20 protein-coding genes and 1 pseudogene are annotated in these 21,358 nt (G+C 59.1%); 11 read left to right on the top strand and 10 right to left on the bottom strand.

The genetic code is table 11. The annotated features are described in order from the left end of the window. Positions 1-13 precede the first annotated feature (13 nt). Positions 14-1,360: an amidohydrolase gene (locus tag GIR22_RS10190; RefSeq protein WP_154743207.1), complete on the top strand. Its 1,347-nt coding sequence runs from the start codon at positions 14-16 to the stop codon at positions 1,358-1,360. Positions 1,361-1,555: 195 nt separating this feature from the next. Here the strand turns inward: GIR22_RS10190 and GIR22_RS26380 are convergent. Both GIR22_RS26380 and GIR22_RS10185 read right to left on the bottom strand, forming a co-directional pair. Beyond that, positions 1,556-1,642: pseudogene (locus GIR22_RS26380) on the bottom strand (outer membrane lipoprotein carrier protein LolA); the annotation flags it as partial. Positions 1,643-1,891: 249 nt separating this feature from the next. Continuing rightward, a complete protein-coding gene (locus GIR22_RS10185; protein WP_154743206.1) occupies positions 1,892-2,605 on the bottom strand; it encodes a UTRA domain-containing protein in 714 nt (237 codons plus the stop codon). A 107-nt stretch (positions 2,606-2,712) separates the two neighbouring features. Here GIR22_RS10185 and GIR22_RS10180 point away from each other — a divergent pair, with 107 nt between their 5' ends. From GIR22_RS10180 to GIR22_RS10150, 7 genes are all read left to right on the top strand, one after another. Next, positions 2,713-2,895 carry a hypothetical protein gene (locus GIR22_RS10180; protein ID WP_154743205.1) on the top strand — a complete coding sequence of 61 codons (183 nt, stop codon included), beginning with the start codon at positions 2,713-2,715 and terminating at the stop codon, positions 2,893-2,895. Positions 2,896-2,944: 49 nt separating this feature from the next. Continuing rightward, positions 2,945-4,012, top strand: a complete 1,068-nt coding sequence (locus tag GIR22_RS10175) for an ABC transporter substrate-binding protein (protein WP_154743204.1) — start codon at positions 2,945-2,947, stop codon at positions 4,010-4,012. Positions 4,013-4,166: 154 nt separating this feature from the next. Next, entirely contained in the window at positions 4,167-4,973 is an 807-nt protein-coding gene (locus GIR22_RS10170; RefSeq protein ID WP_154743203.1) for an alkaline phosphatase family protein, read from the top strand. Positions 4,974-4,978: 5 nt separating this feature from the next. Beyond that, on the top strand, positions 4,979-5,815 hold the full coding sequence (locus tag GIR22_RS10165) for an ABC transporter permease (protein WP_154743248.1): 837 nt from the start codon (positions 4,979-4,981) through the stop codon (positions 5,813-5,815). Next, positions 5,802-6,602: an ABC transporter permease gene (locus tag GIR22_RS10160; RefSeq protein WP_154743202.1), complete on the top strand. Its 801-nt coding sequence runs from the start codon at positions 5,802-5,804 to the stop codon at positions 6,600-6,602. The genes GIR22_RS10165 and GIR22_RS10160 overlap by 14 nt, the downstream gene beginning before the upstream one ends. Next, on the top strand, positions 6,599-7,588 hold the full coding sequence (locus tag GIR22_RS10155) for an ABC transporter ATP-binding protein (protein ID WP_154743201.1): 990 nt from the start codon (positions 6,599-6,601) through the stop codon (positions 7,586-7,588). The genes GIR22_RS10160 and GIR22_RS10155 overlap by 4 nt, the downstream gene beginning before the upstream one ends. A gap of 44 nt (positions 7,589-7,632) precedes the next feature. Next, complete coding sequence (locus tag GIR22_RS10150) at positions 7,633-8,286, top strand: HAD family hydrolase (RefSeq protein ID WP_154743200.1); 654 nt, start codon at positions 7,633-7,635, stop codon at positions 8,284-8,286. Positions 8,287-8,535: 249 nt separating this feature from the next. Here GIR22_RS10150 and GIR22_RS10145 read toward each other — a convergent pair whose 3' ends face one another. Beyond that, positions 8,536-9,498, bottom strand: a complete 963-nt coding sequence (locus GIR22_RS10145) for a zinc-binding dehydrogenase (RefSeq protein WP_178122183.1) — start codon at positions 9,496-9,498, stop codon at positions 8,536-8,538. 138 nt (positions 9,499-9,636) lie between these two features. Between GIR22_RS10145 and GIR22_RS10140 the strand changes: the two genes are divergently transcribed. Further along, on the top strand, positions 9,637-11,718 hold the full coding sequence (locus GIR22_RS10140; protein WP_178122182.1) for a carboxy terminal-processing peptidase: 2,082 nt from the start codon (positions 9,637-9,639) through the stop codon (positions 11,716-11,718). A 607-nt stretch (positions 11,719-12,325) separates the two neighbouring features. On the opposite strand, the gene GIR22_RS10135 is transcribed toward GIR22_RS10140, so the two are convergent. The 5 genes from GIR22_RS10135 to bamJ form a co-directional block, all read right to left on the bottom strand. Then, the gene (locus GIR22_RS10135; RefSeq protein ID WP_178122181.1) at positions 12,326-12,712 is read right to left on the bottom strand and encodes an SEL1-like repeat protein; all 387 of its coding nucleotides are present in this window, start codon (positions 12,710-12,712) and stop codon (positions 12,326-12,328) included. Further along, positions 12,712-13,083, bottom strand: coding sequence for a hypothetical protein (locus GIR22_RS10130; protein ID WP_057440671.1), 372 nt, complete (start codon positions 13,081-13,083; stop codon positions 12,712-12,714). Before GIR22_RS10130 ends, GIR22_RS10135 begins: the two co-directional genes overlap by 1 nt. After that, on the bottom strand, positions 13,080-13,418 hold the full coding sequence (locus GIR22_RS10125) for a helix-turn-helix domain-containing protein (protein WP_154743198.1): 339 nt from the start codon (positions 13,416-13,418) through the stop codon (positions 13,080-13,082). The genes GIR22_RS10130 and GIR22_RS10125 overlap by 4 nt, the downstream gene beginning before the upstream one ends. A gap of 97 nt (positions 13,419-13,515) precedes the next feature. Then, on the bottom strand, positions 13,516-13,971 hold the full coding sequence (locus GIR22_RS10120) for a YkvA family protein (RefSeq protein WP_154743197.1): 456 nt from the start codon (positions 13,969-13,971) through the stop codon (positions 13,516-13,518). A 323-nt stretch (positions 13,972-14,294) separates the two neighbouring features. Next, on the bottom strand, positions 14,295-15,011 hold the full coding sequence (bamJ, locus tag GIR22_RS10115; RefSeq protein ID WP_154743196.1) for a BamJ family beta-barrel-assembly machinery protein: 717 nt from the start codon (positions 15,009-15,011) through the stop codon (positions 14,295-14,297). A gap of 247 nt (positions 15,012-15,258) precedes the next feature. Between bamJ and GIR22_RS10110 the strand changes: the two genes are divergently transcribed. After that, positions 15,259-17,067 (top strand): di-heme-cytochrome C peroxidase, encoded by a 1,809-nt coding sequence (locus GIR22_RS10110; RefSeq protein WP_154743195.1) that lies wholly within the window; start codon positions 15,259-15,261, stop codon positions 17,065-17,067. A 29-nt stretch (positions 17,068-17,096) separates the two neighbouring features. Next, a complete protein-coding gene (locus tag GIR22_RS10105) occupies positions 17,097-18,230 on the top strand; it encodes a catalase family protein (RefSeq protein WP_154743194.1) in 1,134 nt (377 codons plus the stop codon). A 67-nt stretch (positions 18,231-18,297) separates the two neighbouring features. Here the strand turns inward: GIR22_RS10105 and GIR22_RS10100 are convergent, their stop codons facing one another. Then, entirely contained in the window at positions 18,298-19,233 is a 936-nt protein-coding gene (locus GIR22_RS10100; protein ID WP_154743193.1) for a LysR substrate-binding domain-containing protein, read from the bottom strand. Positions 19,234-19,316: 83 nt separating this feature from the next. Next, the gene (locus tag GIR22_RS10095) at positions 19,317-21,326 is read right to left on the bottom strand and encodes a CocE/NonD family hydrolase (protein WP_154743192.1); all 2,010 of its coding nucleotides are present in this window, start codon (positions 21,324-21,326) and stop codon (positions 19,317-19,319) included. Positions 21,327-21,358 lie beyond the last annotated feature (32 nt).

Raw genomic sequence — 21,358 nt, 5'->3', positions numbered from 1 at the left:
TGGAGAAGCCCCTATGCGATTAACCGGTTTTACCCACCAATGGGTTTTTGGCCTGCTGTGCGGTGTCGCCAGCAGTGCAGTAATCGCCGCCAGCAGCGGCCAGGACAGCGCCCGGGAAGAGATCGCCGCACAGGCGAAAATCCTTGAACCGGCCCTGCTGGAAACCCGCCGCGATATCCACGCCCACCCTGAACTGGGCAACACCGAAAAACGCACCGCCGAGTTGGTGGCCAAACAACTGCGGGAGATGGGGCTGGAGGTGAAAACCGGCGTCGCCCGCACTGGCGTGGTTGCCATCCTCAAGGGCGCCCTGCCCGGCCCGACCGTCGCCTTGCGCGCCGACATGGACGCGCTGCCAGTCAAGGAAACCTCCGGCTTGCCCTTCGCCTCCAAAGCCAAAGGTGTCTATCTGGGCAAGGAAGTCGACGTGATGCACGCCTGCGGCCACGACGCCCACACTGCGATCCTGCTCAGCACGGCGAAAATCCTTACCGGTATGCGCGACCGCCTGCCTGGCACCGTAGTGTTCTACTTCCAGCCGGCCGAAGAAGGCCCGAGCGACTTCATTCCCGACGGCAAAAACACCTGGGGCGCGAAGATGATGGTGCAGGAAGGCGTGATGAAATCACCCAAGCCGGATGCGGTGTTCGGCCTGCACGTCTGGGCTGGCGTGCCTGCCGGGCAAATCGCCTATCGCCCGGGACCGACCCTGGCTAGCTCCGACGACCTGCGCATCAAGATCCTCGGCAAACAGACCCACGCCGGCAGGCCATGGGACGGCATCGATCCGATCACCGTGAGCGCACAAACCATTGTCGGCCTGCAAACCGTGGTCAGCCGCCGCACCGATATTTCCTCGTTTCCGTCGGTGGTAAGCATTGGCACCATCAATGGCGGCACCCGCTACAACATCATCCCTGAGTCGGTGGACATGAGCGGCACGATTCGTTCCTACGACTACGGTATCCGCCAGAAACTGCACGCGGATGTACGCCAGACGGTGGAGAAAATCGCTGAAAGCGGCGGTGCGAAGGCTGAGGTGACGATTATTGAGAAGTACGATCCGACGATTAACAATCCGGCATTGACCGAGAAGATGCTGCCGAGCCTGCGGTGGGCGGCTAACGGTGATGTGGTCCAGGGGCCGCTGGTGGGTGGGGCCGAGGACTTTTCGTTTTATGCCAAGGAGGCGCCGGGGTTGTTTGTGTTCCTTGGGGTAACGCCGCGGGACCAGGAGATGAGCAAGGCGGCGCCGAATCATAATCCGGGGTTCTTTGTGGATGAGTCGGCGCTGGTGGTGGGGGTTAGGACGTTGGCTTCGTTGGCGACGGATTATTTGTATGCCAATGCGGCGCCTTGAGGGGGCATATCTGTTTCTTCGGTAACGGCTGCTTAGGGTTTCGCCCTTACGGCGACTCACTTTGGAAAAGCCCCAAAGTAAGCAAAGGGCTCTTGCCCCACCACTTGGTGCCTCGCCTGGGCTCGGCATGCCCGAACGCAGGCATCGTGGTTTAACGGGGCGCCTAAGATCAAAAGCCAGAGCAGAGCGGTCTTCTGTAGGAGCGAGCTTGCTCGCGAAAAACCTGAGGACGCCTCGGGGTACCAGATTTCCCGCGTTATCGTTAACGACCTTCGCGAGCAAGCTCGCTCCTACAGGGGGAATGTATTCACAAAATCAGGTCGGCTGTCAGGCCGCCGTGCTTTTGATTTTAATCTGAGGCCCCCCGAAGCAATGTCGGACTACGGGCACACCGAGCCTGAGCGAGGTGCCAAGTGGTGGGGCAAGAGCCTTTGGTTACTTTGGGCTTTTCAAAGTGACCCGCCGTAAGGGCGGAACCATAACCCGCCATGACCACAGCAACGGATATGCACTCATTCAAACGATCAGCGATCAAACCACATCCACCCCCACATGAATCGCATCATGGCGCCAAAACTCCAGATCACAATCAATCAACCGCTCATGCTGATCATAATTAACCCGGGCAATCCGCAACCCCGGGCTCCCAACCGACACCCGTAAAGCCGCAGCCGCCTCCACCTGCAATGACGTCGGCACAATCTCAAACCGTACCCGACCGTAGTGCAAGTCATACATCCGCGCATACAACTCGGTCATCGACTCACTCAAATCGCAATCCAGAATCCCCGGAAAATACTGCGGGTTCAGATAGTGCTCCACATACAACACCAAGCGCCCATCAATCCTGCGCCCCCGGCAAATCTGGATCACGCTGGACAACGCCGGCAGTTGCAGCCACGCACACACCGCCGCCGAAGCTGGCTGCAACCGCGCGCAAATCACCTCAGTCGAAGGTACCCGCCCCTGGGCACTGACCATCGCGTGAAAGTGGCTGCGCTGCATCAGGTTGTAGGCCAGCCTGGGGGGCGACACAAACCAGCCGCGGCGCTCCTCGCGATATATCTGCCCCTGGGCCTCAAGTTGTAACAAGGCCTCCCGAACGGTAATCCGGGTGGTACCAAACAACTCGCTGAGCTTACGTTCGGCCGGTAGTTTGCTGGCAGCCGGCAACAGTCCGTGGTCGATCTGCTCTTGCAGCGCCAAGCCAATGGTTGTCACCGCTTTAATTGCCTCATCACGCATCAACGTTACCTATCTGGACTAGACCAGCACTGTCTGGGTGCACAAAACGCCACGCCAATACGCCATTGCTACTGCGAGCAAGCCTAGGCATTGCACATGACCGACAGATGACAGCACCTGCCAATGCTCCTCCCTATGACCTGCAATACATCGGCCAAGTCCAAGGCTTACGGGCACTTGCCCTTGGTCTACGCTTACCCGGCAATCGTCCGTCCATGCCGACAAAAAACGACATCGACATGAAACTGTCATCCACCGGGCCTAAATTGGCTCAGGTATTGCTGACCTAGACCAACGTTCATAAAAAACGCAGCGTTAAAACGTCCAAAGGAGCTTCGGATGAAACAGCTTTTCCTGGCATCACTGTTAGGCTCGACCATTGCCATGTGCACCGCCGCCATGGCCGCTGATACCGATCTAAAAACCCTGGAAGCCGCTGCCAAGGCGGAAGGCACTGTCAACAGTGTCGGTATGCCCGATGACTGGGCCAACTGGAGAGGCACCTGGGAAGACCTGGCCAAGACCTATGGCCTCAAGCACATCGATACCGACATGAGCTCGGCCCAGGAAATCGCCAAGTTCGCGGCGGAAAAAGACAACGCCAGTGCCGACATCGGCGACGTGGGTGCGGCCTTCGGTCCGATTGCAGTGAAACAGGGCGTGGTCCAGCCATACAAGCCAAGCACCTGGGAACAAGTCCCGGCCTGGGCGAAAGATAAAGAAGGCAACTGGGCACTGGCCTACACCGGCACCATCGCTTTCATCGTCAACAAAAAGCTGTTGCACGGCTCCGAAGCCCCGAAAAGCTGGGCTGACCTGAAGACCGGCAAATACAAGGTTTCCATCGGTGACGTCAGTACCGCCGCCCAGGCCGCCAACGGCGTACTCGCGGCAGCCCTGGCCAACGGTGGCGACGAGAAGAACATCCAGCCTGCGTTGTTGATGTTTGCCGACATCGCCAAGCAAGGTCGCCTGTCCCTGGCCAACCCAACCATCGCCACGATGGAAAAGGGCGAAGTGGAAGTGGGCGTGGTCTGGGATTTCAACGGTTTGAGCTACAAGGCCAAGATGGTCAACCCGGATGACTACGTGGTGCTGATCCCATCGGACGGCTCGGTGATTTCCGGCTACACCACCATCATCAACAAATACGCCAAGCACCCCAACGCGGCCAAGCTGACCCGTGAATACATCTTCAGCGACGCCGGCCAGATCAACCTGGCCAAGGGTAATGCGCGGCCGATTCGTGCCGAGCACCTGACCTTGCCAAAGGACGTGCAGGACAAGCTGCTGCCGAACGAGCAGTACAAGAATGTGACGCCGATCAAAGACGCCGATGCCTGGGAGAAAACCTCCAAGGCACTGCCGCAGAAGTGGCAGGAAGAAGTCATCATCAATATGCAATAAGACCTCCCTCCTTGTAGGAGCGAGCTTGCTCGCGAAGAACCTGAGAACGCCACGGGGAGTCAGGCTCCCCATGTCTTCGTTGACGATCTTCGCGAGCAAGCTCGCTCCTACACAGGAGGTATTTCTTCTTCTCGCTTGCGGAGCCCCAGCCCCTATGAAGCACAACGTCATCCTTGTGGTGCTCGACGGCCTGAACTACGAGGTTGCCCGGCACGCCATGGGGCATCTTCAGGCCTATATCGGCGCAGGACGCGCAGCACTGTACAAACTGGAATGTGAACTGCCGGCCCTGTCCCGCCCCTTGTACGAATGCATTCTCACCGGCGTACCACCGATCAACAGCGGCATTGTCCACAACCATGTCTCACGCCTGTCCAACCAACGCAGCATCTTCCATTACGCCACCGACGCAGGCTTGAGCACTGCGGCAGCGGCCTATCATTGGGTCAGCGAGTTATATAACCGTTCCCCGTTCATCGCCGCCCGTGATCGTCATACCGACGACAGCACAATGGCGATCCAGCACGGGCATTTCTACTGGAATGACCACTATCCGGATTCACACTTGTTTGCCGACGCCGAGAGCCTGCGTCTCAAACACGCACCAAACTTCCTGCTGGTGCACCCGATGAACATCGACGATGCCGGCCACAAGCATGGCCTCGATACCCCGCAATACCGCAACAGCGCGCGTTCGGCCGACATCATCCTCGCCGACTATCTGCAAGGCTGGCTCGACGCCGGTTACCAGGTACTGGTGACTGCCGACCACGGCATGAACAACGATCGCTCCCACAACGGCCTGCTGCCGGAAGAACGGGAAGTGCCACTGTTTGTCCTGGGCACGGCATTCAAGCTTGATCCCAACACCACGCCCAAGCAAACCGAGCTGTGCGGAACCATCTGCGAGCTGCTCGGTGTGCCCCACGACAAACCTGCCTGCCGGGAGCTGTTGAAGTGAACTCCATGACCCGTGGCAAATGGCTGGCTGCCTTGTGCCTGGTACCTTTCGCCTTGTTCTTTATCGTTTTCGAGATCGCCCCGCTGCTTTGGGTGATGGTCAACAGCCTGCAATCGGAAGAGTTCGGCTGGGGCCTGGCCAACTTCAACAAGATCTTCAGCTCGAAATTCTATTTGCAGGCGATCCAGCACAGCCTGGAAATCAGTTTCTATTCCAGCGTGTTCGGGATCATCATCGCCGTGCTGGGCAGCTACTCATTGCGTCGGGTGGATTCGCCACTGCGCAATTTCGTCACCGCCTTCGCCAATATGACCAGTAATTTCTCCGGTGTCCCCTTGGCCTTTGCCTTCATCATCCTGCTGGGTTTCAACGGCAGCATTACGATCATGCTCAAGCAGGCCGGGATCATTCAGGACTTCAACCTGTACTCCAAGACCGGGCTGATCATTCTCTACACCTACTTTCAGATCCCCCTCGGCGTATTGCTGCTCTACCCCGCCTTCGACGCCTTGCGTGAAGACTGGCGCGAGTCCGCCGCCTTGCTCGGGGCCAACGGCTGGCAGTTCTGGCGGCATATCGGCTTGCCGGTGCTGACACCTGCCTTGCTCGGCACCTTCGTGATCCTGCTGGCCAACGCACTCGGCGCCTACGCCACGGTGTATGCATTGACCACCGGCAACTTCAACATACTGCCGATCCGCATTGCGGCAATGGTTTCCGGCGACATTACCCTGGACCCGAACATGGCCAGCGCCCTGGCCGTAGTGCTGGTGGCGCTGATGACGGTGGTGACCGTGGTTCATCAAGTGCTGCTCAAGAGGAGCTATCATGTCTCGCGCTGAAACGGGCTCGGTAGCCCTCTACCATAGGGTAGTGGTCTATCTGCTATTCGCAATCCTGGTGTTGCCGCTGATCGGCACCCTGGTCTACTCCATCGCCAGCAGTTGGTCGGCGACCATTCTGCCCTCGGGCTTTACCTTCAAGTGGTATGTGCAACTGTGGAGCGACCCGCGGTTTCTTCATGCCTTTGGCCAGTCGCTGTTGGTGTGCGTTGGCGCGCTGATCCTATCGGTGGTGCTGATTCTGCCGTTGCTGTTTGTGGTGCATTACCACTTTCCCAAGCTTGATGCCTTGATGAATATCCTGATCCTGCTGCCCTTCGCGGTGCCGCCGGTGGTGTCGTCGGTGGGCCTGTTGCAACTGTATGGTTCCGGGCCTTTGGCCATGGTTGGCACGCCGTGGATTCTGATCGGCTGTTACTTCACCATCGCGTTGCCCTTCATGTACCGGGCGATCACCAATAACCTGCAGGCCATCAACCTACGGGACCTGATGGACGCCGCCCAACTGCTCGGCGCCAGCACCTGGCAAGCTGCATTCCTGGTGGTGCTGCCCAACCTGCGCAAGGGCTTGATGGTGGCGTTGCTGCTGTCGTTCTCGTTCCTGTTCGGCGAATTCGTGTTCGCCAATATCCTGGTGGGCACCCGCTACGAGACTCTGCAGGTATACCTCAACAATATGCGTAACAGCAGCGGCCACTTCACCAGTGCGCTGGTGATCTCCTATTTCTTCTTTGTGCTGCTGCTGACCTGGGCCGCCAATATCTTGAACAAGGACAAAAGCCAATGAGCTTCGTCAGCGTCCAACACCTGCAAAAAGGCTACTCTGGCACCCCGGTATTCAGTGACATCAACTGTGAAGTCGCCAAGGGTGAGTTTGTCACCCTGCTGGGGCCATCCGGGTGCGGCAAGTCCACCCTGCTACGCTGCATCGCCGGCCTGACGTCGGTAGACAGTGGGAAAATTCTTCTGGACGGCCAGGACATCGTTCCGCTGAGTCCGCAGAAACGTCACATCGGCATGGTGTTCCAAAGCTACGCGCTGTTCCCCAACATGACCGTGGAACAGAACGTTGCCTTCGGCCTGCGCATGCAAAAGGTCAACGCCGACGACAGCCACAAGCGCGTGCAGGAAGTGCTGCAACTGGTGGAGTTGAAAGACCTCGCCGGCCGCTACCCGCACCAGATGTCTGGCGGCCAATGCCAGCGCGTGGCCCTTGCGCGCTCGCTCGTGACCCGCCCGCGCCTGCTGTTGCTGGATGAGCCGCTGTCGGCCCTGGATGCACGGATTCGTAAACACCTGCGTGAACAGATCCGCCAGATCCAGCGCGAGCTGGGCTTGACCACGATCTTCGTCACCCATGATCAGGAAGAAGCCCTGACCATGTCCGATCGCATTTTCCTGATGAACCAGGGCAAGATCGTCCAGAGCGGCGATGCCGAGACCCTCTACACCGCGCCGGTGGATGCGTTTGCCGCCGGTTTTATCGGCAACTACAACCTGCTGGACGCCGACAAGGCCAGTCAATTGTTGCAACGGCCTATCAGTGGGCGGATCGCCATTCGCCCCGAAGCCATTGAGCTGAGCCGCAGCGGTGAGCTGGATGCACTGGTACGCAGCCACAGCTTGCTGGGCAACGTGATTCGCTACCGGATCGAAGCCCGCGGGGTAGAGCTGGTGGTAGACGTACTCAATCGCTCGGCGGACGATTTGCACCCGGACGGTCAACGCCTGGCACTTTCCATCAACCCCAGTGCGCTGTGTGAGGTAGCCTGAGGGGATTGACCGATTCAAACGATTTGACGAAGGAAGCGTGACTGATGGCTTTGGTAATTTTTGACCTGGACGACACCCTGATCCATGGCGACTGCGCCACCGAGTGGTGCCGGCAGATGGGCCGGCTGGGCTGGGTGGACCCTGAATCCTTTATGCACCGCAATGATCAGCTGATGCTTGCCTACAGCAAGGGCGAGCTGGCCATGGAGGACTACATGGCTTTCAGCCTGGAGCCCATGATCGGCCGTACCCCGGAAGAAATCGAACACCTGGTGGAGCCTTGGGTAGAGGACATCATCGAACCGCTGATCTACAGCGATGCGACCAAGACCATTGCCCAACATCGCAAGAGAGGTGACCGGATCCTGGTGATCTCGGCCTCGGGTACTCATCTGGTCAGGCCGATTGCGGCGCGTATTGGTATTGATGAAGTATTGGGGATTGAGCTGGATATCAGCCATGGTGTGTACAGCGGCCGTACCGTTGGTGTACTGACTTACCGCGAAGGCAAGATCACCCGCCTGCTGCAATGGCTGGAAGAGGAAGGTGAAAGCCTGGAGGGCGCGTACTTCTACTCTGATTCGCGCAATGACTTGCCGTTGTTGCTCAAGGTGGAACACCCACAGGTGGTGAACCCGGACCCGGTGTTACGCGAACATGCGCAAAAGGCCGGGTGGCCGATTCATCACTGGGTCTGACACGACACAGAAAATGCGGGAGCTGTATCGCTATAGATATCGATACAACGCCTGAAGGCTTGGCTTTGTGTAGCCGCTGACGAGGTACGAGGCTGCGATAAGGGCCGCAGGACCTTCAGCCATTTCAAGGCCCAGGCGACTGCTGCGCAGCCGATCGCAGCCGATCGCAGGCTGCGCCAGCGGCTACAGGTGACCGGCTTCTGTAGCCGCGGCCTCCACATTCGGCTGTATTTCAACGCGGAGTCACTGTCAGGCCAGGCTTTCGTCGATCACCAGTACCAGCTTCCCGGAAATCTGATTGGTCGCCAATTCGGCAAACGCCGCCTCGGCATCCAGGATCGGGAAAGTCTTGGCCAATTGCGGGTTCAAGCGGCCCTCGGCAAACAGTGGCCAGACGTGCTGGCTCAAGTCACTGAGCAGGTCAGCCTTCAACTGCTCATCCCGGCTGCGCAAGGTCGACCCCAGCAGTTGCACGCGCTTGGCCAGCACCTTCGCCAGGTCCAGCGGTGCCTCGCGGCCGCCCATCAGGCCAATCAACACCCATCGGCCATCAAGGGCCAACAGCTTGACGTTCAACGCCGCGTAATTGCCTCCCACGGGGTCGAGGATTACGTCGAACGGAGCAAAGTCGTTCAGACTCTCGATCCCGTCCGTACGTACCACGCCGCCCTGGGCTCCCAGCGCTTCACAATACGCCAGGCGATCTGCCGAGCCGACACTGACCCAGCACGGGCTGCCAAAGGCCTTGCACAGCTGGATCGCCGCCGACCCCACGCCGCTGGCACCCGCATGCAGCAGCACCTTTTCACCGGGTTTGAGGGCCGCCAGTTGAAACAGATTCAACCAGGCGGTGCTGTAGACCTCTGGCAAGGCTGCCGCCTCCGCCAAGGACAAGCCTTCTGGCACCGGCAACACATGGCGGGCGTCGACCACAACTTCCTCGGCCATGCCACCACCGGCCAGCAACGCACAGACGCGATCACCGACTTGCCAGGACGAACCGGCGCCCACTTCGCTGATCACCCCGGAACACTCCAGGCCCAGTACCTGGCTGGCGCCGGGAGGTGGCGGATAGAGTCCGGCACGCTGTAATAAATCGGCTCGATTCAATCCCGCAGCAGCCACTCGAATACGTACTTGCCCTACATCACAGGTAGGACTTGGGCTTTCGACCCACTCCACATGACCTTCAACGCCTTGCAATGCTTTCACAGTGCCTCCATAGTGAGTCTGGACTGAGCCCGTTGCTGTAGCGCCGGGCTTTTTGCATTATGCGACCGGTCCACATGGAACCGGCGACTTCAAAGACGGCCTAATATGCGTTATCAATTGCCCCCGCGTCGAATCAGCATGAAGCATTTGTTCCCCAGCACCGCCCTCGCTCTTTTCATTGGTCTCGGCCTTTTGCCGCTATCGACCAATACGTTCGCAGCCAACAGCTGGGACAAACTTCAGCCTGATCGCGATGAGGTGATTGCCAGCCTTAACATCGTCGAGTTGCTCAAGCGCCACCATTACAGCAAACCGCCGCTGGATGATGCTCGCTCGGTGATCATCTATGACAGCTACCTCAAGCTGTTGGATCCCTCGCGCAGCTATTTCCTGGCCAGCGACATTGCCGAGTTCGACAAGTGGAAGACGCAGTTCGACGATCTCCTCAAGAGCGGCGACCTGCAGCCCGGCTTCACTATCTATAAACGCTACCTGGACCGCGTCAAGGCGCGTCTGGACTTCGCCTTGGCGGAGCTGAACAAAGGCGTGGACAAGCTCGACTTCACCCAGAAGGAAACCTTGCTGGTGGATCGCAAGGATGCCCCTTGGCTGACCAGCACCGCCGCCCTGGATGACCTGTGGCGCAAACGCGTCAAGGACGAAGTGCTGCGCTTGAAGATTGCCGGCAAAGAGCCCAAGGCGATCCAGGAACTGCTGACCAAGCGCTATAAGAATCAACTTGCGCGCCTGGATCAGACCCGTGCCGAAGACATCTTCCAGGCTTACATCAACACCTTTGCCATGTCCTACGATCCGCACACCAATTATCTGTCGCCAGATAACGCGGAAAATTTTGATATCAATATGAGTCTGTCGCTGGAAGGCATCGGTGCCGTCCTGCAAAGCGATAACGACCAGGTCAAGATCGTGCGCCTGGTGCCCGCAGGCCCGGCGGACAAGACCAAGCAGGTCGCCCCGGCCGACAAGATCATCGGTGTAGCCCAGGACGACAAAGAGATGGTCGACGTGGTCGGCTGGCGCCTGGACGAAGTGGTCAAGCTGATTCGCGGTCCGAAAGGCAGCGTGGTACGCCTGGAAGTGATTCCGCACACCAACGCACCGAACGACCAGACCAGCAAGGTCGTCTCCATCACCCGTGAAGCAGTGAAGCTGGAAGACCAGGCGGTGAAGAAGTCGGTCCTGAACCTCAAGCAGGATGGCAAGGACTACAAGCTGGGTGTGATTGAAATCCCGGCCTTTTACCTGGACTTCAAAGCGTTTCGTGCCGGTGACCCTGACTACAAGAGCACCACTCGCGACGTCAAGAAGCTGCTGACCGAGTTGCAAAAGGAAAAAGTCGACGGCGTAGTCATCGACCTGCGCAACAATGGCGGCGGCTCCTTGCAGGAAGCCACCGAGCTGACCAGCTTGTTTATCGACAAGGGCCCGACAGTGCTAGTGCGCAACGCTGACGGCCGGGTCGACGTGCTGGAAGACGAAAACCCGGGCGCCTTCTACAAAGGGCCGATGGCGTTGCTGGTCAACCGTCTCTCGGCATCGGCTTCGGAGATTTTCGCCGGCGCCATGCAGGACTACCACCGTGCGCTGATCATCGGTGGCCAGACCTTCGGCAAAGGTACGGTGCAGACCATTCAGCCGCTGAACCACGGCGAGCTTAAGCTTACGTTGGCCAAGTTCTACCGGGTTTCCGGGCAGAGCACCCAACATCAGGGTGTACTGCCGGATATCGACTTCCCGTCAATCATCGACACCAAGGAAATCGGCGAAAGCGCCCTGCCCGAAGCCATGCCATGGGACACCATCCGTCCGGCGATCAAGCCTGCGGTCGATCCGTTCAAACCGTACCTGGCTCAGTTGAAGGCCGACCATGACGCTCGCTCCGCCAAGGACGCCGAGTTCATGTTTGTCCGCGACAAACTGGCACTGGCGAAGAAACTGATGGCAGAGAAAACCGTCAGCCTCAACGAGGTGGACCGGCGCGCACAGCACGCCGACATCGAGAGTCAGCAGCTTGTGCTGGAGAACACCCGCCGCAAGGCCAAAGGTGAGGCGCCACTCAAGGAGCTGAAGAAAGAAGACGAAGATGCACTGCCGACCGAACCTGAAAAGACCAAGCCGGAAGATGATGCCTACCTGAGTGAGACTGGGAGGGTTTTGCTGGATTACTTGAAGATCAGCAAGACAGTGGCCAAGCAGTAAGTGACGGTAATTTAATTCCATCTTTTTGGAAGCGTCATCATATAGGCATTACCCTGCCGTGAAAAAAGGACCCGCCCCCTCTACTTTTAACAGAGGGGGCGGGTCCTTTTTTTTCGATCGAGAAAGCCCAGGCGGCGGCATCACTGCGCTTTGATGGTGGCCTGGATAATTGTCCGACACCATCGTGATGCTCACTGGCGCAGATACCGTTGATCGCCGATGAGGTGAACCATGAAAGCCCATCGGCGCTGGCCCGGGCAATGCAGGATCAGCACCAGCCCGCGCTTCAGGTCGCCGGCGCGGGCAGCGATTTTGACTGAAACATAGCGTAAATATCTATCGATAGAGCGAGGGAATCAATTCAGGGGGAAGTCGTTACATAAGTTAAATGTCATGGGGGATGTTTCACCGGAACAACGTGACCCACTCGTTGCCAAGTCAAGTACCTGATTTGTTCCTAACTGATCTGTAAATCAGTCAACAGGCCCAAAGGTCTCAGCGCGACGGTCGACTTTCTGGCGACCGTCAACCTGACCCGGCATCAGGGTCGCTCTAGGGGTATTGGTTTGCAGGTAGAACTGATCCCGCCCTCTCGTAGAGCAAGGGGTCAGAGTTGTTCCAGGCGAATCTGCGCCAGGGGATGCCCGGCCTTGGCAGCGATCCTCCACCAACGCTCAGCCTCAACCGGATCAGGTGCCTTGCCAAGGCTGCCCGCCAGGCTCAACACGCCAACCTGGTAGGCGGCCTTGCCATCGCCAGCCAGGGCTGCCAGGCGCAGCAAGCGCACGCCCTCCTCACGCGCGCCCTGGCCCAGGCCACGAAAGGTCAGGATGTGACCATAGAAGCTCTGTGCTCCGACATCACCCAGGTTGGCCATGCGTGCAAACTGTCCTTCCAGCCAGCGCCAGCCACGGGGCTGCTGCATGAACCAGGCCCAATGAAACAGCTTTCGTGCCAGCCAGTAGCTGACATACGCTTTGAGCTTCCAGAACACTAGGCCTCCGCTGATTCCGGGTATTCGTATTCAAAGACTCTCACCACTTCAGAAGCGTGCCAAGAGGCGGCGGCCACTCCGTCGGACGGTCCGCAAAAGCGTCCAAGACGTTCGACACACTCAAAGAAACCGGTGCGCGGCAAGCGGCTGGCGCCCTGGCTGATCACCAGGGAGCTGCGCAGTGGTTGGTCCGCCTTGGCATCGAGGGCCGCCAAGTGTTCCAGGGCGGCGGTCAAGGTCTGCATGGCGGGAGTGGGAAATTGCAGGCGCTCCAGCAACGCGCGGTAGGTCAAAAGATGTCGCTGGCGGCGAGCCTGGTCGAGTTCGTTGAGCAGTCCATCCCAATGTTGCCGGCTGATGCGTACACTCACGGTTCTTCCCTCCAGCCTGGTACGCCCAACTCCCAAGCCAGGCTACGACGAATGGCGGCGTCCGGCTGGCGTTCACCACTTTCGATCATTCCCAGGTAAGACGGGCTGATGCCCACCGTGCGAGCCAGGGTTTCCAAGGCCAGCCCCTTGGCTTCCCGCAGACCGCGTAACTGCTCCAGAGGCCGTAAATCTTCGGCGACTGCGGCCTGGGCAGGGTTTGAAGAGGGCGTTGCTGGCTGCTGCAGACCGGCTGCTTTTAACAGTGCCTGGTACTGACCCCATGACAGAACCGCGTATTCAGGTTCGCCATCCCTTGAAATTATTTGTATATCCATGACTTCCCCGTAGGATTACAACACTTACTGAGTAAGTACTTTCCTCAAGAGTGTAATCCTAACAGCCACAAAGAGCTTAGGGGGATAGTCTGAAGGCTCAGTTTTTTTGCGGTTTTTCTTGCTCAAGCAATTGTCGCGTCTCTGGCAGCCTCTCAACCACTGCGAGCTTCTCAGGCCGTTGACCCTCGCGCCAGGCACGGAAAGCACTCAGCTCGCCGTCCAGGGTTTTCATGATCCAGGCCAGTACGGCAATGTCATCGAACATGCCGAACACGGGGAGGAAATCCGGGATCGCATCAATCGGGCTGAGGAAATACATCAAACCTGCCACCACTGAAATCAGCGCCTTGGGGCTGATGGCCCGGTACTCGCCACGCCAGTAGGCCAGGCACAGAGCCTGGAGCAGCTTGAGGTCATCCTTGAGCTTGCCCAGTCGATTACCCTGGCGCGAACCTTTGGCAGCCACCGCAAACAGCAGAGTCGGCAAACGACCGCGACCAATCAAGCGCGCAGCCATTGGCAGGAAACGGGTGAAATTCCAGGGCGCTTTCATTATCACTCCAGTTCCAGGTGACAGAAAAGGTTATCCACACAAATTGTGGATAACCTTGTGAACAGAGCACATTTTCAAGGCTGAAAGCCTCGTAATACAAGGCCTACAGTCAGATCGGGCGTTTTTTGCGCACATAAAAAAAAGCCAATATTTCATTGACTTGAGGGCTATCTGCGACTACCCACACTCAATTCTTTTATCAGACTGCCTGGGGACGCGTCCGTTCGGTTGGACCTTCCCAAGGTTTAAATAGTCGAACTGTCGAGCCCAGCCAGAAACAACAACGCCCCGTCGAGACGGGGCGTTGTGTGTTCAGGCGCAGATTACTTGGCTGCGGCTGCTTCTTTTGCTGGATCCTTGATCGCCAGCAGTTCCAGGTCGAATACCAGCACGGAGTTTGCTGGAATCGCCGGGCTTGGGCTCTGGGCACCGTAGGCCAGGTCGGACGGAATGTACAACTCGTACTTCTCGCCCACATGCATCAGTTGCAGTCCTTCGACCCAACCCGGAATCACGCCGCTGACCGGTAGGTCAATCGGGCTGCCGCGATCCACGGAGCTATCAAAGGTGGTGCCGTTGGTCAGCTTGCCAGTGTAGTGAACAGTCACCACATCAGTCGGCTTTGGCTGAGGGCCATCGGCTTTTTTCACGATCTTGTATTGCAGGCCGGAAGCAGTGGTGACCACCCCTTCCTTCTTGGCGTTTTCTTCGAGGAATTTCTTGCCGGCGGCTGCCGACTCTTCGCTCATTTTGGTCATGCGCTCTTCAGCGCGCTTTTGCAGCGCAGCGAAGGCTTCGACCAGTTCGTCATCTTTCAGCTTCTGCTCTTTCTTGCCGACGGCATCTTCGATACCTTGGGCTACCGCTTTGGAGTCCAGGTCATCCATGCCTTCTTGGGCAAGGCTTTTGCCCATGTTCAGGCCAATACCGTAGGAAGCTTTTTGCGCCGGGGTTTTCAGCTCTACGCTGGTTTGCGAATCACAACCCGCAAGTACCAGGCTAACCAGGGCCACCGCCGCCGCCAACCGATGCTGTTTCATGCTATTTCCTTGTTCATGCGCCAAAAGGGCAATCGAGTAAAGTCGCGAGCTTATCAGGCGGCCACGACCAATGGCTACCGGCATGTGAGCAGGAAATTTCTGATAAGTTCACGTGTTTAAAAGCATTTTCATTCAATCCAAGGCTCTGCTACGGACAGCAGGACCGCTAAAAACAGGACTCATAGCCACTTGCCGCACCTATGGCGTAATGGCATAAGAACCCTATAACTCGACAAGGATAGTTATCTTGCGCATTTTTTCCCGTGTTTTACTCCTGATCCTCGCATTGCTGGGCCTGATCCTGGCGGTGGTGCTCTATTACGTCATCAACCCGAAACTTGCGGATTATGTGCCAGTAAAGCAAGTGCACTATCAGGATCAATGGAGTGCGGCTGATCGACAGATCTACTACTTCACGCCCCAGGGTACTCAGGTCAAAGGCCTGCGCTATGACTGGTTCACCGCGCTGGAGTTGCCGTTCTCGGAGCAACGCTTTGCCACTGTGCAGTATCTGGCACGCTTCGGTTTTCTCGTCGATCCCAAGCAAGTAGCCAGCGTACAAAACCCGGGCAACCTGCCAGTGGGTTTTGCCCGGCACAAAAATGCCGGCAGCAGTGACGAATTTCTCGACATTACCTGCGCCGCCTGCCACACCGGCGAACTGCACTTCAAGGGCCAGGCTCTTCGCATCGACGGAGGCTCGGCCCAGCATGTATTGCCCTCCAGCGTGCCGACCTTGCGCGGCGGCAGCTTCGGCCAGGCCCTGGTGGCCAGCCTCGCTGCCACCTATTACAACCCTTGGAAGTTCAAGCGCTTTGCCCGCAACGTGCTGGGTGATCAGTACGACGCCCAGTACGATCAATTGCGCCAGGACTTCAAAACGTCCCTGGACACCTTCCTCAAGGTCGCCTGGAATGACACCCACCGCGGCCTCTACCCCACCGAAGAAGGCCCTGGACGTACCGACGCGTTCGGCCGCATCGCCAATGCGAGCTTTGGCGATGCTATTTCCCCGGACAATTACCGCATTGCCAACGCTCCGGTGGATTACCCACAACTGTGGGACATGTGGACATTCGATTGGGTGCAGTGGAACGGCTCGGCCCAGCAACCCATGGCGCGCAATATTGGCGAAGCCCTGGGCGTAGGCGCGACCCTGGAGTTTTTCGACAACGCCGGCCAACCCCTCAAGGGTGATGCACGCTACCCCTCCAGCGTGCGCGTACGTGACCTGAACCTGATCGAAGAAACCCTGCAACGGCTCAAGCCACCGACCTGGCCTGAAGCGTTGTTCGGCGCCGTCGACAAACCACTGGCGGCCCAAGGCCGCGCCCTGTTCAGCGAAAACTGCGCCGACTGCCACGTGCCCACCGTTACGCAGGAAAACGGCCGCCCGGTGCAGCAACTGAAGATGCTCCCCGTCGAAGTCATTGGCACCGACCCCGGCACCGCCGACAACATTGCCAACCACCGCTACGACCTCAGCGCCCTGCAATGGGATACGGCGGAGCTGGCGCAGTTGAACGTCGAACTGCACCCGACGCCCACCGAACCGTTGGACCTGCGCAACATATCGGTGGCCAAGGGCCTGGCGTACGTCACCGCGTTTGTCGAAGAACATGCCTACCGTGCAGCAGGTGTGACCCCGGCAGAACGTCCGCGCCTGGACGGCTACGGCTTGCCCATTGGCGTGCGTGAACTGCGGGCCTACAAGGCGCGCCCGCTGGCCGGGGTCTGGGCCACACCGCCGTTCCTGCACAACGGCTCGGTGCCAACGATCTACCAATTGCTTTCGCCTCAGGACGAGCGCAGCCGCACCTTCTATAAAGGCACCTTCAATTACGACCCGCGCCATTTGGGCTATCGCACCGAGGCCTTTAAAAACGCGTTCCTGTTCGATACCTCAATCACCGGTAACCACAACAGCGGCCATGAATTCCGTGCCGGCAAGCGTGGCAATGGGGTCATCGGCCGGGCACTTGCGCCCCAGGAGCGCTGGGCACTGCTGGAGTACTTGAAAGTATTGGGTGGCCCCATGGAGCAACAACTGCCATGACCTCCCCTCTTCGCCAAAAGGATCGTTCAATGCTCGCTCGACTGTGGCTGCGCCTCGGCGTGTTTCTCGGCAAAACCCTGTTGTGGCTGGTAGGTCTTGGCTTGCTCGGCTGGTTGCTCACCACGCTGTGGTTTGCCTGGCAACACAGCGGCCCGGTGTCCGCGGACGAACAGGTTCCGCCTGGGGAAGCAGCCATGACCCAAGGCATCATTCAAACCGCCGTGCGCATCGTTGACCAGCACCGCGAAGGCACCCGCTACCTGCGTGATGCCCATGCCAAGGCTCACGGCTGCGTAAAAGCGCAAGTCAGTGTGTTACCGGACCTCGACCCGGCGTTGCGCCAGGGTGTGTTCACCGAACCGGGCAAAACCTGGCAGGCAATGCTGCGCCTGTCCAATGGCAACGCTTATCCGCAATTCGACAGCATCCGTGATGCCCGCGGCATGGCGATCAAGTTGCTGGACGTGCCGGGCAAGCAACTGCTGGCCAATCAACAGGCGCGCACGGAACAGGATTTTGTGATGTTCAGCCACCCGAACTTCTTTGTCAGCGACGTGGCGGAATATGCACAGAACGTCGGCGCCCAGGCCGATGGCAAAAAAGTCATGGCGTTCTTCCCGAGCATCGACCCGCGCAGTTGGCAGGTGCGTCATCTGTTTATCGCGCTGGCGACCCTGGCACCCGCACCAGCCAGCCCGACGCAGACCACGTATTTTTCGGTATCGCCCTACAAGTTCGGCGCGGCCAACGCCAAGTTCCGTGTCGCGCCAGACCCACAAAGCTGTCCGCACTATGACTTGCCCGAACAAAATCAGGCCCTGCCGAACTTCTTGCGCAGCGCCTTGAGCCAACAGTTGTCCACCGACCGCGTGGAGGCGTGTTTTGTGTTGCAGATCCAGCGCCAGAACCCGCAAAAATACATGCCCATCGAAGACACGAGCATCGAGTGGAAGGAAAACGATGCACCGTACGAGACGGTCGCCAACATCCGCATCCCGGCCCAGGATTTTGATACACCCGCTCTGAACCTGGCCTGCGACAACCAGTCATTCAACCCCTGGTTCGGCCTGGAAGAACACCGCCCGATTGGCGGGATCAATCGCTTGCGCAAAGCGGTGTACGAGGCCGTCAGCGATTACCGGCACAGCCGTAACGCTCCGTAGAATTGCCTGAGAACCCGCCCGCGGATCGAGCATGGCCCGCGGCTGGTGCCGGGCCATGGCGGCCAGGTCAGGCGATGGTTTTCGAGGTACTGGCATGGGCCAGCAACCACTGGCGGAAACTGCGGGCCGCCGACGGTGGGTTGCGATGGTGCGGTTGCATCAGTTGCAGGCGACCACGACTGTGCATGTGGTGCGCCAGGGCCATTTGCAGGCGTCCGGCGGCCAGTTCGCCCTCCAACAGGCTCTTCCAGCCCAACGTCACACCATGCCCCATCACCGCCGATTGCATCAGCAACTGATAGCTGTTGGTGCGCAAGGCATGACGTGGGGTGTGGTATTGGGCGCCGGTGTCGGCGAACCAGTCGGCCCAGGTCAGCCAGTCATGATAGTGGTCTTCGACGATCAGCAAAGTATGGCTGTGCAGCAGGTGTTGCGGGTCGCGAATTGCGCCGTGGCGCTCGATATAACCGGGGCTGCACACGGCAATCACTTGCTCGCTGTCAAACACCGGCGTCAGCTCCAGGCCATGGGGCGCAGGCAGTTCGTCCAGGTGATAGAACAGGCCCAGGTCATATTCGCTGACATCCAGGTGACTCGGGCTTTCACTGCACAGAATGCGGATATCCAGGTCCGGGTGCTGGCTCTGGAACACCGGCAACAGCGAGGCCAGCCAGATGGAACTGATGGTCGGCGTACTGGCCAGGGTGAGCTGGCGGTCGGCACCGCGACGGCGCAGTTCAGCGGATTCGCGATCCAGTTCGCGCAACAGCCGCTGGACGGTACGGAAATAGCGCTCACCGGCAGGCGTCAGGCTGATGCCCAGCGCCAGGCGATGAAACAGCGGCCGCGCCAGGTCTTCCTCCAGACGCTTGATCTGCCGGCTCACCGCACTTTGGGTCAGGTTCAGCTCGTGGGCCGCCTGGGTAAAACTCAAATGTCGGGCGGCCGCCTCAAAGGCCTGCAAGCAGTTCAGCGGCGGAAGATCGACGTTTCGGCGCGACATGACAGGTTCCAATGGCAAGCACTGGCCCGGTATTGCAGGGCCAGCGGGTAATCACGTTGGCAGGCATCCTGCCACTTGCCCACTCACAACGCGATACGCGCGACGCGTTTACTCCAGGTTCGCTGATGAACCTGCGTGCCGTTTTCCCGTGCCAACTGCTCAGCTTCCACATAGAACCACTGCGCATCGGCATGGACCTGCAGGCGACTGTCGACTTCCACCGACCACGAATCACGGCCGACGCGGTAATGCCACTGGATATCGGCGCGAGTAGACAGAGGGTCCCACGGCAAGGTGCGGTAGTGCTCGGTGCAGCGCTGGTCCACCCACAAGCCATGGTCGGTGAAACGAACTGCGCCCAGGTCATCCTCTATTTTCACGCAGACTTCACCGCTGCCAACGTCTTCAATCACAGTACGCTTGGGTGCGGCGCTTCTCAGGGTCTCCAGGGCCGCCGGGGTTGCGGATTGCGGGGTTTCGAATGGGCACTCCACTGCCTCCCCGGTGAAGATCGGCAACTGCACGCCTTGCAGCGCGGGCAACACGGTCAGGGTCGTCAGTTCGCGGCTCGGCCACAGCAACGGGAAGCTGGCGGTGCTGAGGGCCAGGCGCAAACGATAGCCGGCCGGCAAGCGCATGCCAACGTGATCCAGGCTCAATTGCACGTGCATCGGCTCGCCTGGCACTGGTGGTGTCACGTAGGAAACGTCTTCGCGTAAAGTCAGATTAAGTACGCCATAGGTGATTTGCGTGACCTGGCCATCCGGGGCGACGGCGTTGAGACGAGCCACCAATTGGCCGCAGGTTGTGTTGCTGGCCAAGCGCAGATTGAGGCGCACATCCCCCAGCAACGCCAGTGGTTCGGCCAGCGGTTGTGAGTCGAAGCACAGCGAGTGCGCATCGTCGCGGCGCTGGTCCGTCGGGCCATCGGGACCGAACCAGATGGCGCAGTATTCGCCCTGATGCAGGCCGGTGGTCAGCGGCGAGCAGATGCTGTGCTGGCGGGTCAGCGGCTGTCGCCCTGGGCTCAGGCCACGGTCGTCGAGGCTGTAGTCGGCCCATTGAATTTGAGGATCGGGCCAGCCTGCCGTCTGCACCCACACGCCCGGCCGCTCGGCATAACTGCCTTTGGGTGGCAGCACATCCTGCAGGTAAAAGGTGCAGGCGCCGTCGTCCATCACTCCGTTGTCGATGCCCTTGAGCCAGTGGTCCCACCAGCGCCTGGCTTCTTGCAGAAAGCCGATGGCCGGGTTGGGCACGGCGAAATGCGGGTACTTGTGAATCCACGGGCCGATCATGGCTTTTTTCGGCCCTGGCAGGTTTGCCATCAGGCGTGGTACCACATTCTTGTAGGCATCACCCCAACCGCCAATGGCGTAAACAGCGGCCTTGATCGCCGAATAGTCCTCGCACACCGAACCGTGGCGCCAGTAGTCATCGCGGGTCTGGTGTTGCAGCCAGGTCTCGGCCAACAGCGGCATGGCATCCAGGCGTTGTTGCCAGAGCGTTCTCCACGCCTCGCCCACCAGAAGCGGGTCGGGCACGGCGGCGCTGAAGTTGAGCATGGTCGCGGCCCAGCCGAAGTTTTCCATCAGCAGGTTGCCGCCTTTGTAATGGATGTCATCGGCAAAGCGGTCATCGGTGGAACACAGGGTGATGATCGCCTTCAACGCCTCGGGCTGGCGTGCCGCCACTTGCAGGCTGTTGAAGCCACCCCAGGAGATGCCCATCATCCCCAGATTGCCATCGCACCAGGGTTGCTGGCACAGCCACTCGATCACTTCGAGGGCGTCGTCCTGTTCCTGCAACAGGTATTCGTCGGCCATCAGCCCTTGGGATTCGCCGTTGCCGCGCATGTCCACGCGTACACACACGTAGCCCTGCCCGGCCATCCACGGGTGGGTCAGCGCATCGCGCACGGCGGTGCCGTCACGCTTGCGATAAGGCAGGTATTCGAGAATCGCCGGGAAGGCCTGGACGCCAACGGTGTCCGGCAGCCAGATCCGGGCCGCCAGTTGCGTACCGTCGCTCATGGGGATCAGGCAATGTTCGATTTCACGAACCTTATGGGCAAACTCGGTGACGATTTCCATCGGTAGCTCCAGAAACAAATAGGCAAACGGCT

This window comes from Pseudomonas karstica, assembly GCF_009707515.1.
In the GTDB taxonomy this organism is placed as follows: domain Bacteria; phylum Pseudomonadota; class Gammaproteobacteria; order Pseudomonadales; family Pseudomonadaceae; genus Aquipseudomonas; species Aquipseudomonas karstica.
This window is presented reverse-complemented; position numbering and strand designations above follow the sequence as displayed.